The 15251-nt window shown below is 73.1% G+C and carries 20 protein-coding genes; all 20 read left to right on the top strand.

Features of this window, described 5'->3' with window-relative positions; genetic code table 11:
- Positions 1-5 precede the first annotated feature (5 nt).
- The 20 genes from AB0O67_RS06585 to AB0O67_RS06490 all read left to right on the top strand — a co-directional run bounded on the left by AB0O67_RS06585 (position 6) and on the right by AB0O67_RS06490 (position 15224).
- The gene (locus AB0O67_RS06585; protein WP_365446853.1) at positions 6-872 is read left to right on the top strand and encodes a hypothetical protein; all 867 of its coding nucleotides are present in this window, start codon (positions 6-8) and stop codon (positions 870-872) included.
- A 201-nt stretch (positions 873-1073) separates the two neighbouring features.
- Complete coding sequence (locus tag AB0O67_RS06580) at positions 1074-2747, top strand: hypothetical protein (RefSeq protein ID WP_365446851.1); 1674 nt, start codon at positions 1074-1076, stop codon at positions 2745-2747.
- A 64-nt stretch (positions 2748-2811) separates the two neighbouring features.
- Complete coding sequence (locus AB0O67_RS06575; protein WP_365446849.1) at positions 2812-3717, top strand: hypothetical protein; 906 nt, start codon at positions 2812-2814, stop codon at positions 3715-3717.
- Positions 3718-3798: 81 nt separating this feature from the next.
- Positions 3799-4236 (top strand): ribbon-helix-helix domain-containing protein, encoded by a 438-nt coding sequence (locus tag AB0O67_RS06570; protein ID WP_365446847.1) that lies wholly within the window; start codon positions 3799-3801, stop codon positions 4234-4236.
- 224 nt (positions 4237-4460) lie between these two features.
- Complete coding sequence (locus AB0O67_RS06565; RefSeq protein WP_365446845.1) at positions 4461-4991, top strand: helix-turn-helix domain-containing protein; 531 nt, start codon at positions 4461-4463, stop codon at positions 4989-4991.
- Positions 4992-4997: 6 nt separating this feature from the next.
- Positions 4998-6257 carry a PBSX family phage terminase large subunit gene (locus tag AB0O67_RS06560; RefSeq protein WP_365446843.1) on the top strand — a complete coding sequence of 420 codons (1260 nt, stop codon included), beginning with the start codon at positions 4998-5000 and terminating at the stop codon, positions 6255-6257.
- Positions 6258-6263: 6 nt separating this feature from the next.
- Complete coding sequence (locus AB0O67_RS06555) at positions 6264-7742, top strand: phage portal protein (RefSeq protein WP_365446841.1); 1479 nt, start codon at positions 6264-6266, stop codon at positions 7740-7742.
- Between the two features lie 19 nt (positions 7743-7761).
- Entirely contained in the window at positions 7762-10035 is a 2274-nt protein-coding gene (locus AB0O67_RS06550) for a phage minor capsid protein (protein WP_365446839.1), read from the top strand.
- 4 nt (positions 10036-10039) lie between these two features.
- Positions 10040-10219: an Rmf/CrpP fold protein gene (locus AB0O67_RS06545; RefSeq protein WP_365446837.1), complete on the top strand. Its 180-nt coding sequence runs from the start codon at positions 10040-10042 to the stop codon at positions 10217-10219.
- A gap of 113 nt (positions 10220-10332) precedes the next feature.
- The gene (locus AB0O67_RS06540; protein WP_365446835.1) at positions 10333-11064 is read left to right on the top strand and encodes a hypothetical protein; all 732 of its coding nucleotides are present in this window, start codon (positions 10333-10335) and stop codon (positions 11062-11064) included.
- Between the two features lie 15 nt (positions 11065-11079).
- The gene (locus tag AB0O67_RS06535; protein WP_365446833.1) at positions 11080-12087 is read left to right on the top strand and encodes a major capsid protein; all 1008 of its coding nucleotides are present in this window, start codon (positions 11080-11082) and stop codon (positions 12085-12087) included.
- Positions 12088-12093: 6 nt separating this feature from the next.
- On the top strand, positions 12094-12282 hold the full coding sequence (locus tag AB0O67_RS06530) for a hypothetical protein (protein WP_365446831.1): 189 nt from the start codon (positions 12094-12096) through the stop codon (positions 12280-12282).
- Positions 12283-12286: 4 nt separating this feature from the next.
- On the top strand, positions 12287-12673 hold the full coding sequence (locus tag AB0O67_RS06525) for a hypothetical protein (RefSeq protein ID WP_365446829.1): 387 nt from the start codon (positions 12287-12289) through the stop codon (positions 12671-12673).
- Positions 12670-12984, top strand: coding sequence for a hypothetical protein (locus tag AB0O67_RS06520; protein WP_365446827.1), 315 nt, complete (start codon positions 12670-12672; stop codon positions 12982-12984). The genes AB0O67_RS06525 and AB0O67_RS06520 overlap by 4 nt, the downstream gene beginning before the upstream one ends.
- Positions 12981-13334, top strand: coding sequence for a hypothetical protein (locus AB0O67_RS06515; protein WP_365446825.1), 354 nt, complete (start codon positions 12981-12983; stop codon positions 13332-13334). Before AB0O67_RS06520 ends, AB0O67_RS06515 begins: the two co-directional genes overlap by 4 nt.
- Positions 13327-13755: a minor capsid protein gene (locus tag AB0O67_RS06510; protein ID WP_365446823.1), complete on the top strand. Its 429-nt coding sequence runs from the start codon at positions 13327-13329 to the stop codon at positions 13753-13755. The genes AB0O67_RS06515 and AB0O67_RS06510 overlap by 8 nt, the downstream gene beginning before the upstream one ends.
- Before the next feature lie 11 nt (positions 13756-13766).
- Positions 13767-14234: a hypothetical protein gene (locus AB0O67_RS06505; protein ID WP_365446821.1), complete on the top strand. Its 468-nt coding sequence runs from the start codon at positions 13767-13769 to the stop codon at positions 14232-14234.
- 3 nt (positions 14235-14237) lie between these two features.
- Positions 14238-14726 carry a hypothetical protein gene (locus AB0O67_RS06500; protein WP_365446819.1) on the top strand — a complete coding sequence of 163 codons (489 nt, stop codon included), beginning with the start codon at positions 14238-14240 and terminating at the stop codon, positions 14724-14726.
- Between the two features lie 71 nt (positions 14727-14797).
- Complete coding sequence (locus AB0O67_RS06495) at positions 14798-14926, top strand: hypothetical protein (protein ID WP_365446817.1); 129 nt, start codon at positions 14798-14800, stop codon at positions 14924-14926.
- Between the two features lie 58 nt (positions 14927-14984).
- Entirely contained in the window at positions 14985-15224 is a 240-nt protein-coding gene (locus AB0O67_RS06490) for a hypothetical protein (RefSeq protein WP_365446815.1), read from the top strand.
- The last annotated feature ends 27 nt before the right edge of the window (positions 15225-15251 follow it).

Here is a 15251-nt window from a genome sequence, read left to right as displayed (position 1 = left end):
CACCCATGACCACCCCCGCCCCCGGCATACGCCCCGACGCCGTCGACTACCTCAACCGCGCCCAGGTGGCCGCCGACCTCGCCGCCGTCCGCGAGCAGTGGGGCGACCTGCTCGCCGCGATCGGCGAACCGCCGCGCCGTGCCGACTGGATGCCGTACGAGCGCCGCGGATTCCTCGACCAGCTCGCCGCCGACGACCGCGACGGCGACGACCAGGCCCTCGCCGAGGCCGCCGTCGGACGGTTGCCGCTCACCATCCGCGAGCACCCCGCGCCCGCCAACCTGCGGGCCCTCGACGCCGCCCTCGCGGTCGAGGCGGACGTGTTCGAGATGTGCGACGCGGTCGCCGAGCGCGTGCAGCTCCCCGCGCGCGACCCGCACGGCCGATGGACGCTCGGCAGCGACCCGAGCGATCCGCGCTTGTGGCACGTCCCCACCTACCGCGACGCGGGCCCGGCGACGCTCGCCTCGACGGGGTCGCGCGTGTTCGGCCTGCACTGGGCCGCCGTATGGCTGGAGGGTCGCGCCCTCGACGACGACCCCACCGACCGCGCCCTGTTCGCCCGTACGCCGGCGACCCTGGTCGACCAGATCGCCGAGGTCGCCCGCACCGCGCGCCGTCACGTCGAGGGCGCCCTCGGCCGCGAGGCGAGGACGATCACGCTCGACGACGCGTGCCCGTTCTGCAAGGCCGGCCGGATCGTCGTACACAACGGCGGGGGCGACCCCCGGGCCGCCGTCGCGACCTGCTCGACCGGGCCGTCGTGCCCGGCCCCCGTCGACACCGAGCGGGGGCGCCGGGCGTGGCGTGGGCCCGCCCTGGTCGGCCTGTTGACCGCGCTGGAGTCGAGGCGTACCGCCCCGGCCGCATAGGGGCGCAGCAGGCCGCACGCCCCCGGGAGCGCCACCCGGGGGCGTCGCCGCACCCGCTTCGGTCACGATTACGTAACGCCCCCTGTAACCATTGCTGCAATCGTTGCTGTAGCCGCTACTGTAGGGATTCCTGACGGGCCCTCACCCCGGAAGGAACGCCGGACCTCACCCGGCACCCCACCGACACACAGGAGCGACACTGTGAACGTCTACACCGCACTGCGCATGGCCAACGACCTGTCCTCGCGGATGCTCGACGCGCTGCACGTCTACGCCAACAACCCCCAGGGCAGCACCGCCCGGCGGAACAACGGCCGAGGCGGAGGCACGCACGGCGCCCTCGTTCGCCGCGGCCTGGTCGCCCTCGGCGTCGACGCCCGCGGAGAGTCCGGCTACTTCCTGACCCCGAAGGCGTGGGCGTTCCTGCGGGCGCAGTACGGCACGGTTCGCCCGGCCGACGCCGGCCGGCTCACCCTCGACCAGGCCCTCGCCGAGGCGTACCCGGCCGAGCCCGAGCAGGTCGAGCAGACCGCGCCCGCCGCCCCGCGCTCCGGTGGCGTTGTCATCCCCGGCGCCCTCGCCGACTACCTCACCGCCGAGTCGCCGCTCGACCTCGACACCCGCGACGCCCTCGACGCCGCTCGCCGAGGTGCGGGCCGGACCCTGGTGATCCACCCGAAGACCGTCGCCGTTCTGCACGTCATCAGCCGCAACGCCGAGTACCTGCTCGGCAGCGCCTACACCACCGAGGCTCAGCAGCGCGCCGCCCGCGTGTGGCTCGACCGCGCCGGCCGCGCCCCGCAGGTCGTCACCACCCGCTACGCCTCGACCCGCGAGGCGTACGACGCCGCGATGAGCAGCGACACCGTTCGGAACGGCGACGTCCTGGTCGTCGAGGCCGAGGCCGCCGTCGCGTTCCTGTGGAAGTCGCACCCCGTCGCCGTCACCGCCGCGCACGGCGAGTTCCACCGCGCCGAGGGCGACCCCCGCGAGGTCGAGGCGAACACCGGCCCGTCGGTCCGTACCGCCGTCGACGCCGCGTACGCGATCGGCGCCCCCCTCGCCCGCGTCGAGGACCAGGCCGACGCCGAGCAGGCCCTCGCCGAGGCCGCCGCCGCCGACGCCCCCGAGGCGAACCCCACCGTCGAAGACCTCGCCGTCACCGTCGCGTGCCCGACGTGCCACGTCGCCGCGGGCGTCCGATGCGTCACCCGCGCCGGTAAGGCCGCCCGCGAGCCGCACGGCCGCCGTTTCGAGGCACTGGAGCAGGCCGCCGGCATCACGGAGCACCGCGCCACCGCTCACCGCGAGGCCGAGGCCCGCGGCGGATGGGTGGTCGCCCTCGACCGCAAGGCCGAGGCCGCCCTGATGACGGCCTACGCCGCCCGCATCAACGCCCGCGCCGAGGCCCGCCTCGACGCCGTCGAGACCGAGGCCGACGAGCAGTTCACCCGCACCGCCCACGCCGCCGACGCCGTCGAGCACGCCGAGCAGGTCGAGGCCGCCGTCGAGACCGTCGCCGAGGCCGTCGCCCTGTACGACGCCCACCTCGCCGCCGAGCCCGTGCGCTGCACGCTGCACGGCGACGCGTGCGACCGCGCCCTCGACACCCCCCACCACTTCGCCGGCCTGAACCTCGCCCCGGCCGCGCCCCGCACCGCGCCGACGATCTGCCCCGAGTTCGTCGCCCTCGACCCCGACGACCTGATCACCGACGAGTGGCGCACGGCCGCCGCCCTGGTCACCGAGGCCGAGGCCACCGAGGGCACGTGGCGGGGCGCATGGATCGGCGAGCACCAGGCCGACGACGCCCTGTTCGTCGTCGACCAGGCCGCGGAACAGGGCGCCCTGTTCGACAGCCGAGCCACCGACTAGCCACCCGACCGGCCCGCCCTCGACCGAGGGCGGGCCCCGTACCCGACCAGCAGGAGAGCCCGAGATGAGCAACGTGCAGCCGCCCCACGACGACGACCAGGCCGACGAGCCCACGGTCGCCGAGTACCAGCGCGCCGACGCATCCAAGTTCCCCACGACCCCGGCCGGCCAGCAGGCCGCCGCCGAGGGCATGGCCGCCGCCAAGGGGTGGACGTCCGGCGAGATCACCCGGATTGTTCGGGGCCGCGCCGCCAAGGCCGGCACGGTCGACCGGATCGTCGGCGAGCTGAACCGGCGGGGCGTGCCGACCGATACCGCGATGGGCCGCATGACAGCCCAGATGTTCGCGTTGTTCGAGGAGTTCGAGGAGGAGCGTCGCGCCGAGGTCGCCGCGGCCGGGGGCGACCCGGACGACGACGGATGGGACGACGCACTCAGCCGCTCCAATCTGGTCAGCGTCGCCCGCGCCCACCGCAACGCCAGCAGGCGGCACCGCGCCAAAGCGGGCGACCTCGACCGCCTGCTCGACGACCTCGCCGACGAGTTCGACCTGTACGACGTCCGGATCATCCGAGGCGTGGCCGCCGCCCTCGCCGACGCCATGCCGCGGATCGCCTACAAGCACCGCGAGCAGGGCATGAGCCCCGACGAGATCGCCCGGAAGACCGGATACACCGCGAGCCGCGTCGCTCAGTTCATCCGGCGGGAGAAGGAGCGCCGCGCCGCAGGTCCGCTCACCCGGTACACGTGGCGTATCGACACGCTCGACGCCGACGACGGCCGGTACGGCTGGACCTCGCGCGAGGTCGGCGACGACGAGTCGACCCCGGCCGATCTGCCCCAGCTCGCCGAGCGCCTGCTCGCCGAGACCGGCGCCCCCGACCAGCGCGCCCGCGTCTTCCTGTGGGAGGGCGACCAGGCCGGCGCCGACGCCGACGCCGTCCACACGGCCGAGCGCGACCCCCAGTAGACCCGCACACGCAGCGGGCCCGCCCGGTTCCTCACAAACCGTTGGGCGGGCCCTACCACCGAACAGGAGCGACCCCACACGATGGCTACCGAGAAGCGTACCCAGCAGCCCACCCCGCCGAAGGCCGGCACCCGGCCGTCGATCCGCGTCGACGACCAGCTCGCCGCCGACCTCGCCGTCGTCATGCGTACGGGCGTCAACATGTCCGACGCCATCCGACAGGCCGTCCGACAGGCCGCCGACATTCACCGGACCGCGTGGGCCGAGGGCGTCGTGCCCGTCGGCACCGCGCCCGTTCTGCTCGCCTACCAGCTCCAGCAGGACCCCGCCATGAGGCCGCCCCGTCCGACGCCCGCACCGGCCCCTACCAGCGCGTATGACGCCCGTCAGCAGCCGCCGACGCCCCCTGTCGCACGCCCGGCCGCGCCCGCCGCGCCCCCGTCGGCACCCGCGCCGCGCCGCCGCTTCACCCTGCGCCGCCGTGGGCCCGTCGAGGGCGTGCCCGTCCACCGCCCGTAGCACGCGGCACCCCGGCCGTCGGACGCCGTCGACCGGACGCGGGCCCGCCCGTGCGCGCGCGACGCGGGCCCGCTTGCGCCGTTATCCGATCGTGACCTAATGTGGGGGCCGTCTCCGGCGTGCCCGGAAACACCCCACCGACCAACGCCCCGCAGGCGACCCCGCCGCGGGGCGTTTCTCATGCCCGGCACGCGCCGAGGAGCAGCGCCAGGAGGTGACCGCCGATGGCACGCCCCATCACGGACGCCGACCGCCGCAAGGTGCGCGAGCTGCACGCCGCGGGCAAGTCCCGCAACCAGATCGCCCGGCAGATCAACCGGTCGCCCTCGACCGTGTCGAAGATCGCCGCCGCGTTCGACCCGCCCCTGTCGTTCGACCGTGCCGAGCAGGTCGAGGCCGCAACCCGTGTCCGTACCGCCGACCTCGCCGCGCGCCGCGCCGCCCTCGCCCTCGACCTACAGGGCGACGCCGAACGGCTACGGGCGCAGCTCTGGGCGCCCACCGTGCACGGCGAGTTCGCCGGCCGCGAGGGCGAGTGGCACGAGACCCCCCTACCGCAACCCCGGTTCGGCGACCAACGAGCGATCATCGCGTCGGTACAGACCGCCGTCGGCACCTCGCTACGCCTCGCCCCGGCCGAGGGCGGCGAGGACGCCGGACAGGTGCGCTCCATGCTCGGCGCACTCGGCGAGGCCCTGACGCAGGCCGCCAACGACGACCAGGCCCACGACGACGGGGGCGACGCCGGGGGGTGAGCCGCGTTGCTCGACCTCGACCGTCTGCCCCTGTCCCGTAAGCAACTCCTGTCGATCGGACAGGCGACCGCCCGTATCAACCTTTGGCACGGGTCGGTCCGGTCCGGCAAGACCATTGCGAGCCTGCTCGCGTTCGTGATCGCCGTCGCCACCGCCGGGCCGTCCGGCCTGATCATCGTGGTCGGGCGCAGCCTGCAAACGATCGAAAGAAACGTCCTCGAACCCCTGCAAGACGCCGCCCTGTTCGGCCCGTTGGCCCGGCACGTCGTGCACACCAGGGGCGCCACCACGGCGACGATCCTCGGCCGTACGGTCCACCTGATCGGCGCCGCCGACGCGCGCGCCGAGGGCCGCCTACGTGGCCTTACCGCGCAGCTCGCCTACGTCGACGAAGCAACCCTGTTGCCCGAGGCGTTTTGGACCCAGCTACTCGCCCGGTTGAGCACCCCGGGCGCGCGCCTGTACGCCACGACCAACCCCGACAGTCCAAGGCACTGGCTCAAAGTCCAGTACCTCGACCGCCTCGGCGAGCTGGACATGCGGGCGTGGCACTTCCGCCTCGCCGATAACCCGTCCCTGTCCGCCGAGTACGTCGCGTCGCTCGCCGCCGAGTACACCGGCCTGTGGCGTAAACGCATGATCGAGGGCGCGTGGGTGGTCGCCGAGGGCGCCATTTACAGCGAGTGGGACGAGGACCGGCACGTCGTCGACGAGTTGCCCCCGATGCGCATGCATTGGCTTGGGGTGGACTACGGCACGACGAACGCTTTCTCGGCCGTCCTGCTCGGCCTCGGCGTCGACGACAGGCTGTACGCGTGCGCCGAGTGGCGTTACGACGCCCGCGCCACCCACCGCGCCATGACCGACGCCCAGTACAGCGCCGCCGTCCGGGCGTGGCTCGACGACCTCGACGTCGCCCCCGAGTGGACGTTCGTTGACCCGTCGGCGAAGTCGTTCTCAACCCAGCTTTGGCAGGACGGACACCCGGGCGTCGCCCGCGCCGACAACACCGTCGCCGACGGCATCCGGTCCGTGGCGAGCCTGCTCGCCGCCGACCGCCTGTTCGTGCACCGGTCGTGCGACGGCCTGCTCTCCGAGTTGCCCGGCTATTCGTGGGACCCCAAGGCCACCGAGAGGGGCGAGGACGCCCCCTTGAAGGTCGACGACCACTCATGCGACGCGATCCGGTACGCCGTCCACTCGACCTCGCACGAATGGCGCCACCTGCTCACCGCCCGCCCGACCACCACCACGACCAGGAGGTGAGCCCGTATGGCACTGCCCGAGAACGGCGCAGCGTGGCCACCCCCGGAGTGGGCCGCGTACTACGACCGCATAGCCGTCGACGACGCGTGGTACTCCGGTGACCGGCAGAGGCTCGCCCGGATCTACGGACGCGAGCCGAAGACACCGCGCCGCCGCCTGTGGAGTAGGCGCAGCACCGCGCACCGCCCCGGCCGCGACACCCGCTTGCACGTCCCGTTCGCCGGCGACATCGCGCAGACGTCCGCCGACATGCTGTTCGCGGACATGCCGGCCGTCGTCGTCGAGGACGCCCGGACACAGGCCCGCCTCGACCAGTTGCTCGCCGACGGACACGTTCAGCAGATGCTCTTGTCTGCCGCCGAGCAGTGCGCCGCCCTGTCCGGGATCTACCTCCGGACGACGTGGGACCGCGCATTGGTCGACCGGCCGCTACTCACCGCCGTACAGCCCGACAACGCCGTGCCCGAGTTCCGTTGGGGGATGCTCGCCGCCGTCAACTTCTGGCGGGAACTCCCCGGCAGCACCACACAGCAGGTGTGGCGACACGTCGAGCGGCACGAGCCCGGCCGCATCGTGCACGCCCTGTACCAGGGCAGCGGCGACAACATCGGGCGCCGCGTGCCGCTCACCGAGCACCCCGACACGGTCGGCCTGGTCGGCAGCATCGAGCGCGACGGCGAGTCGACGCCGACCGGTATCGCCCAGCTCACCGCCGCGTACATCCCGAACATGACCCCCAACAGGTTGCACCGGGGGTCGCCGATCGGGCGCAGCGACTACGCCGCGCCGATCTATGACCAGCTCGACGGCCTCGACGAGGTGTGGACGTCATGGATGCGCGACATTCGCCTCGCCCGCGCGCGTCTGATCGTCCCCGACGGGTACCTACGCAGCAACGGGCCCGGCAAGGGCGCGTCGTTCGACGAGGACGCCGAGGTATACGCACAGCTCAACATGCCGCCGACCGAGAACGGCGGGATAACCCTGTCTCAGTTCGCGATCAGGGTCGACGAGCACCAGCGCACCGCCGAGGCCCTGATGAGGCAGGCCGCCCAGTCCGCCGGATACGCCGCCCGCGCGTTCGGCCTCGACCAGGGCGGAGGCGCCGCCCGGACGGCGACCGAGGTCGACAGCGACGACGACAAATCGGCGATCACCCGGCGCAAGAAGGCCGGCCACTGGAAGCAGGGTATGAGCGACGCCCTGTTCGCCCTGCTCGCCCTCGACGCCGTGCACTTCCGGAGCGGCATCGTTGCGGAGCGCCCCCGCGTCGAGTTCCCCGACGGCGTCGCCGAGTCGCCGATGGACACCGCGCAGACCCTCGAACTCCTGAACCGCGCCCAGGCCGTCAGCACGGCAACGCGGGTGAAGATCCTTCACCCGGATTGGGACGACCAGGCCGTCGCCGCCGAGGCCGCCGCGATCCTCCGGGAGACCGGCACCGCGGCGCCGGACCCGGGGGATACGTACCCGTTCGCCGCGTGACGATCGGGGGTGATCCGGCGTGCCGATTCACCCGGGCATGGTCGAGCCGTTGGCCGAGCGGACGCGCGATCTGTACGCGGGCGCCGAGGAGCGCCTGTTGGGCATCATCGCGCGCCAGCTCGCCGCCGGCCTCGACGCGCCCGGGTGGGTCGAGGCCAAGCTCGCCGCCGTACAGACGTTGCGGCGGGCCGCACAGGGCGTCGTCGACGAACTGGGCAAGGCGACGCAACTCGAAGTGTTCGACGCGGTCGCCGAGGCGTACAACGTCGGTCACCGCGCCGCGGTCGCCGAACTGGGCGCCCTGTCCGACGACGCGCGCGCCCTGGTCGACGAGCGCACCCCGAACGCCCAGGCCGTCGACCGCCTCGCGCAAGAGGCCGTCGACGTCGTCACCGCGACCCATCGGTCGATCCTGCGGGCCGTCGTCGACGGATTCCGCGCCGTCGTCGCCGCCGTCGCCGCTACGCCCCTGCTCGGTATCGGCACCCGCCGACAGGCCACACAGGACGCCATGCGGGCGTTTGCCGACCGTGGCATACGGGCGTTCGTCGACCGCGCCGGCCGCCGTTGGCAGCTCAGCTCTTACGCCGAGATGGCCGTGAGGACGGCGACCGCGCGGGCCGCGACCGAGGCGCACATGCGCACCCTCGCCGACGCCGGGGTCGAGCTGGTCGTCGTCAGCGACGCCCCGCGCGAGTGCCCCCTGTGCCGGCCGTGGGAAGGGCGCGTGTTGACGATCAGCGGGCCCGCGGGCGCGCGCACGGTCGAGGCCGAGCACGCCACCGAGGACGGCCGCATGGTGCCCGTCCGTGTCGCCGGATCGCTCGACGAAGCGAGGGCCGCCGGATTCCAGCACCCGAATTGCCGGCACAGCGTGAGCATGTACTCGCCCGGCTTGACCCGCGTCGAGCAGGCCACGAGCGACCCCGAGGGGTACGAGGCCGGACAGCGTCAGCGCGAGATCGAGCGGACCATACGCAAGTGGAAGCGTCGGGAGGCCGCGAGCGTCACCCCCGAGGGGAAGCGCGCCGCCCGCGCCAAGGTGCGCCAGTGGCAAACCGCGATGCGCGACCACCTCGCCGCGCACCCCGACCTACGCCGTAACCGCACCCGCGAGCAGGTAGGCGCCGGGAACCTCCCCGAGCCGCGCCGCGAGGCCACGCCCGAGCAGGTCGAGGCCGCCCGCGTGTGGTCGGGCGACGACGCCAGCGTGCGCGCCATGAGCGACGACGACCTCGCCGCCGCCATGCGCTCGAACCTGCTCGACGACCGCGCCCGCCGCAGGATCGAGGCCGAGGCCGACCGCCGCGACCTCGCCGCCCTGCTCGACCGCGCCGCCCCGGGCGGCACCCTCGCCGCCGACCTGACGCCGTTCAGCGACGCCGAACTCGGCCGCCTGGTCGGCCACGTCGACGACGCCGACGCGCTGCGGATCGCCGCCGAGATGGACCGCCGCGACCGCGCCGCCCGACTCCCGGGCGTGCGCCCGGATCTGGTCGGCCTGTCCGACGACGACCTCGCCGCCCGCGTCCGGTACGCCATCGAGCACGGGACCGACGACGTCGACCAGCTCGCCGCCGAGGCGCACCGCCGCGACATGCTCGCCGCGATGTTCCCCGCCGGCCGCCTGCTCGACGACCTGTCCGCCCTCGACGACGACGCCCTCGCGTGGGTGATGCAGTACGCCAACGAGGGCGAGCTACTGCGGATCGCCGACGAGTTCGACCGCCGCGACGACCTCGCCAACGCGCCGCCGCTCCCCGCGCCGGCCGACACAGGCGACCCCGTGGCCGACCTGCTCGCCGACCGCGACGCCCTCGCCGACGCCATGGGCAACGCGCCCGACCCCGTCACGTGGGGCGCCCTCGCCGACGACAACACCGCCGAGGCCGCCGACGACGAGCGCGACGAGGAGTGGTGGGCCGAAGTGCTCGCCATTGCCGCAGCGAAGTACGGCGACGGCGAGGCGCCCGAGGACGAGCGGCACACCATCACCCGCCGCGAGGCCCGCGAGATGTACGACGAGTATGTCGAGCGGCAGTCGTTGAAGGCCGAGCACGAACTCGGCTACCTGTTCAACAAGCGCGGCATCGCCAAGGGCATGGACCCCATGCAGCTATTCCGGGGGCCCGCCCGTATCGCGTACGCGTACGCGTCCGACGAGTTGAAAGACTGGTGGCGGGACAACCCCCGACTGACGCAAGCCGAGTTCGTGCAGCAGGTGACCGGCAAGGCCCAGCGATGGGCCGCCAACGCCCGCAAGAACGAGCAGACCGAGCAGAACAAGAGGTGAGGGCATGGGAGCGCGAGGCGACATCATCCGGGCCGTCGTCGCGGGCCGCCGCGCCGGCCGCAACGACGAACCCGTGACCGCGTGCCCGTACCCCGCGTCGTCCCTACTGCGGACCGCGTGGATCAAGGGACACACCGAGACCCGCCCCGCCCCGGCCGACGTCGACGACCAGGCCGTCGAGTAGCACCACCACCCCAGCACACGACCCCGAAGGGGGGTCCGCCACCACGGCGGGCCCCCCTTTTGCATGCCCGCACGCGCCCGCCCGGCGGGCCCGACCGCACAGGAGTGCACCGCATGAACACGCGTCACCTCGCCCGCCGCCGCAGCGCCGACTACGCCGCCGGGTGGGCCCACCCCTACGCCCTGTCGCCCTGGTCGCCGATCGTCTACGCGGACGGCGGACAGGGCGGCGACGGCGGTACCGGGGCCGGTAACGGCAACGGTTCCGGAGACGGCGGCACGGGCGCCCAGGACGGCGAGCAGGGCGGCGACCAGGGCGCCGCCGGCACCGGCAACCAGGCCCCGCCGAACACGACCCCGGCCGGCCAGCAGGCCGCCGCCGAGGGCGACGTCGCCGCGCTCCCCGAGTGGGCCCAGAAGCTCATCAAGGACGCCCAGCAGCAGGCCCCCCAGCAGCCGCAGCAGCAGGCCCCGGCCGCGAGCGAGCAGGCCGCCGAGGGCGACCTGTCCAAGCTCCCCAAGTGGGCACAGCAGCAGCTCACCCAGGCGCAGCAGCAGGCCAAGACCGCCGCCGTGCAGGCCGCCGTACTGCGCATCGCGCCGACCGCCGGCGCCAACGCTGCGGCCCTGCTCGACAGCCAGTCCGCCATGACCGCGCTCGCCGCGGTCGACCTCGCCGACCAGAACGCCGTCACGGAGGCGATCAAGGCCGCCGTACAGGCACAGCCCCACCTCGCCGCCCCCGTCGGCCCCGCCCGCGGGGGCGCCGACTTCGGCACCGCCACCGCGCCCGAGCGCAAGCCCGGATCGCTGCACGACGCCATCGCCGCCCGTCTGGGCGCCTGAACCTAGGAGCACCCCATGCCCGTCACTCTCGCCGAGGCGAAGAACAACACTCAGGACGACCTCGACGTCGCCGTGATCGACGAGTTCCGCAAGGAATCCGCGATCCTCGACAGCCTCACCTTCGCCGACGTCGTGAACCCCGCCGACGGCGGCGACACCCTCACCTATGGGTACCGCCGCCTGATCACCCAGCCGACCGCGTCGACCCGTGCGATCAACTCCGAGTACACCGCCGCCGAGGTCACGACCGAGCGCTACACGGTCGACCTCGCCGTCATGGGCGGTAGCTTCCGCGTCGACCGCGTCGTCGCCAACCTCGGCCCGGCCGCGTCCGGGGCCGTGTCGCTCAACATGTCGCAGAAGATCAAGGCAACCCGCACCACGTTTCAGGACATGGTCGTCAACGGCGACACCGCCGTCGACGCGAACGGGTTCGACGGCCTCGACAAGGCCCTGACCGGCACCGCGACCGAGTTCCGCGCTACCGAGGTCACCGACTGGTCCGACTTCGACGGCACGCCGCGCGCCGAACACAAGGCCCTCGACGTGCTCGACGAGTGGCTGAGCCTGCTCGACGGCACGCCGACGATCATCCTCGGCAACAAGGCCGCGCTCGCCCGCGTCCGCGCCGCCGCGCGCCGCGCCGGCATGTACACCCGTAACCCGGTCGACGGCCTGCTCGGCCCGGGTGGCCGCCCGATCGTCCGCGAGCAGTACGGCGACATTGTGTTCGCCGACCCGGGCGACAAGGCGGGGTCGAACTCGCCGATCATCCCGGTCGAGACCCGTGACGTCGGAGCGCAGACCGGCGTGACCGGCCTTACCGACCTCTACGCGTACCGGGTCGGCCTCGACGGTTTCCACGGCGTCGCGTGCATGGGCGGCACCGTCGTGCGCCAGTGGCTCCCGGATTTCAACTCTTCGGGCGCCGTCAAGACGGGCGAGGTCGAACTCGGCCCCGTGGCCGTCGCCCTGAAGGCCACCAAGTCCGCGTCCGTCTTCCGCAACGTCAAGGTCCGGTGACACCTCATGGCAACGATTCACACCCCTGTGGAGAAGTTCAACGGTCGCGGCGTGGCCGGCCTCCAGTTCGTCGACGGCAAGGCCGAGACGGACGACCCGGCCGTGATCGCCTACGCGACGCGGCACGGCTACCGCGTCGAGGGCACCGCGCCCAAGCGGAAGCCCGCGGCGAAGACCGAGCCGCCGAAGGAGTAGGCCCGTGCGTGTCTACGCGACCCCCGAGCAGTTGGCCGCGTGGACCGGACAACCGGCCCCGGCCGACGCCGAGCGCCTGCTCGCCCGTGCGTCCGGCGACGTCGACGCCGCCCTGTTGTGCGCGTACTACGCCACGAACGACGCCGGTATGCCGACCGAACCGCACGTCGTGCAGGCCCTCGCCGACGCGACGTGCGCACAGGTCGAGTACCAGCTCGCCAACGGAGATGACGGCACCGGGGCGTCCGGCCGATGGGGCAGCGTCTCTATCGGCCCCGTGTCGCTCGGCGACCGCCGCGACGCTCCGCAGGCACCCGGCGGCCTCGACCTCGCCCCCCGCGCGCACCGCGCCCTGATGTTGGCCGGCCTGTTCCCGGGGGTGATCTGGTGAGAGTCCCCGGGTGGCTACTGCGCCACCGCGTCACCGTCGAGCCGTACGACGGCGACAGTGCGTACGGCGCGACCTACCGCCCGCCCGTCGAGGTGCGGGCCCTGGTCGCCGAGGCGACCAAGCTCACCCGCAACCGCGAGGGCGTCGAGGTCACCTCGACCGCGCAGATCATCACCGAGCCCGGCCTCGACTGCCCGGCCGAGTCCCGTATCACCCTCCCGTCGGGCCGGATCACCAAGGCCCTCAGCGTCGCCCAGCACACCGCGCCGGGACTGCCGACCCCGGACTGTACGGAGGTGATGTGCGAGTGACGCAGCGGACCCGACTCCGTTGGAACGGGGGCGCAGCACTCCGCGGCACACGGTCGGGGGCCGTCCGCGGCCTACGGCTCGCCGCCGAGCACGTGCTCACCGAGTCCCGGCGGATCGTCCCCATTGAAGAGGCCACCCTCGAACGGTCCGGCGTCGCAACGGTCGACGAGTCGTCCCTGACTGCCGCCGTGTCCTACGACACCCCGTACGCCGTCCGGCAACACGAGGAACTGGGCTACCAGCACGACGCCGGACGCTCGGCGAAGTACCTCGAAAAGCCCCTGACGGAAGAGGCCGCGACCGTCGCCGAGATCATCGCGGCGCAGGTGCGGAGGTCGCTCCGTGGCTGACCTCGACCCGACCGACGGCATAGCCCGGCACCTCGACGGCCTCGGCCTGGTCGCCTACGACCCCACGGGCAAGGGCGGCGACCTGTTCGTCGAGCGCATGCCGTCGACGCCCGACGGCGCCGTATGCCTGTCGCTGTACGACGCCGGCGCCCCCGACGCGCGCAACGCCTACGACACCGTACGGCTACAGGTGCGCGTACGCGGGGGCCCGGACCCGCGTACCTCGCGCGACCGCGCGTGGGCGATCTACCGCGCCTTGCACGGCCTCGCCGCCGTCGAGTTGCCCGACGGTACGTGGCTCATCCTCGCCGCCGCCCGCGGCACCCCCGGCCCGATGGGCGCCGACTCATCCGGCCGTCACGAGCACGTCGTGAATTTCGACCTCGACGTGTCGTCCCCCAGCACCCACCGCAGCGAATAGGAGGCCCCGGCATGGGCCGGCCCATTGACGCCCGCGGGTGGATTTTCGAGGTCGAGGACACGACCCCCACCACCCCGGCATGGCTCCGTCTGTCCAACATCAACAGTTGGACGTACAACCCCTCGGAAAACGAGGAGACGGCCGACACCACGACCAACGACTCGGAAGGTCTGTACGAACAGGACGTGATGCAGAGGGGCGCCACCCTCGAAGTGTCCGGCCAGTACGCACAGACCGCCGGCGTCCGCGACCCCGGACAGGACTACGTCGACAACACGTGGGCGTGGCAACTCGGCAGCGAGTCGCGCGGCCGGATGCGCTACCGGCACAAGACACAGACCCAGTGGACGGTGTGGGACTGCACCGTCACCCCGGGCGAGCAGGGCGGCGAGCACAACGCCAAGACGTCGTGGGCGTGTTCCTTCACCCGCTGCGGCGCCCCGACGACCGAAGCCGTCACGACGACCCCGGAGGCGTAACCCGTGATCGAGCAGCACGACCAGGACCTCGACGACGACCAGGACCTCGACGACCCGCTCGCCGAGGTCGCCGACTTTGACCAGTTCTTCGCCGAGCAGGCCAAGCCGCGCCGTGGCGTCCCGCTGCGCCTGTTCGGCCGTACCTACACCCTGCCCCCGTCCCTGCCCGCGCTGTACGTGCTCCAGCTCCACCGCGTCATGAACAGCGCCAGCCCCGAGGACGTAAGCCGCCTGCTCGCCGCCCTGTTCGGCCCCGACGCCGTCGACCACTGGGCGGACAACGGCATGGACGACCGACAGCTCGGCATCGTCCTGATGTGGGCGACCGCCAACGTCGCCGAGCCCGGCGCCATGTCCATGGAGCAGGCCGCCGCCGAGTACGACCGCCGCGAGGCCATCAAGGCGGGAAAAGCGAGGCGGCCGGCCACGACGGCGAGGCCGAAGAACCGCCCGAAGAACAAGGGGAAGCGGTCCAACTCTGGTCGGCGGTAGTCCGCCACTGGGGCGCCGTCGAGGCCGACCTACGGCGCGAGTACAAGCTCGCGCCCGCCGACCTCGCGCGCATGAGCGTGCGCGAGTTCCTGGTGTGCCTGGGCGGCCTGCCCGCCGAGTCCCGGTTCGCCCGCGCGTGGCAGTCGACGCCGCGCGTCGTGACGGACCCCGACGAGATCGCACGACTCACCGGCAGGTGAGCAGCACCACGACAACTACATAGCGCGCGCCCGCGGGGCGCCGATGAGGGGGTGACCCATGGCCCTCACCATCGGCGAACTGGTGGGCTATATCGACCTCGACGCGTCCGGGGCCGAGCAGGGCGTCGCACGCACCGAGGCCGCGATGAGCGGCCTACAGCGCGACGCCGACGGCCGGTTGAGGGATCTCCGCGGGCGTTTCGTCGCCGAGGGCGCCGCGATGGGTGCGGCCCTCGGCGGCGGGGGGGGCGGGGGGCGCGCGGGCCCCCGCCGCTCGGAAAAGACACGTGGTTGGTAAGAAGGTTTTATAAGCCGTGTAGATATA

Source organism: Streptomyces sp. NPDC086077, assembly GCF_040686175.1.
Lineage (GTDB): Bacteria > Actinomycetota > Actinomycetes > Streptomycetales > Streptomycetaceae > Streptomyces.
This window is presented reverse-complemented; position numbering and strand designations above follow the sequence as displayed.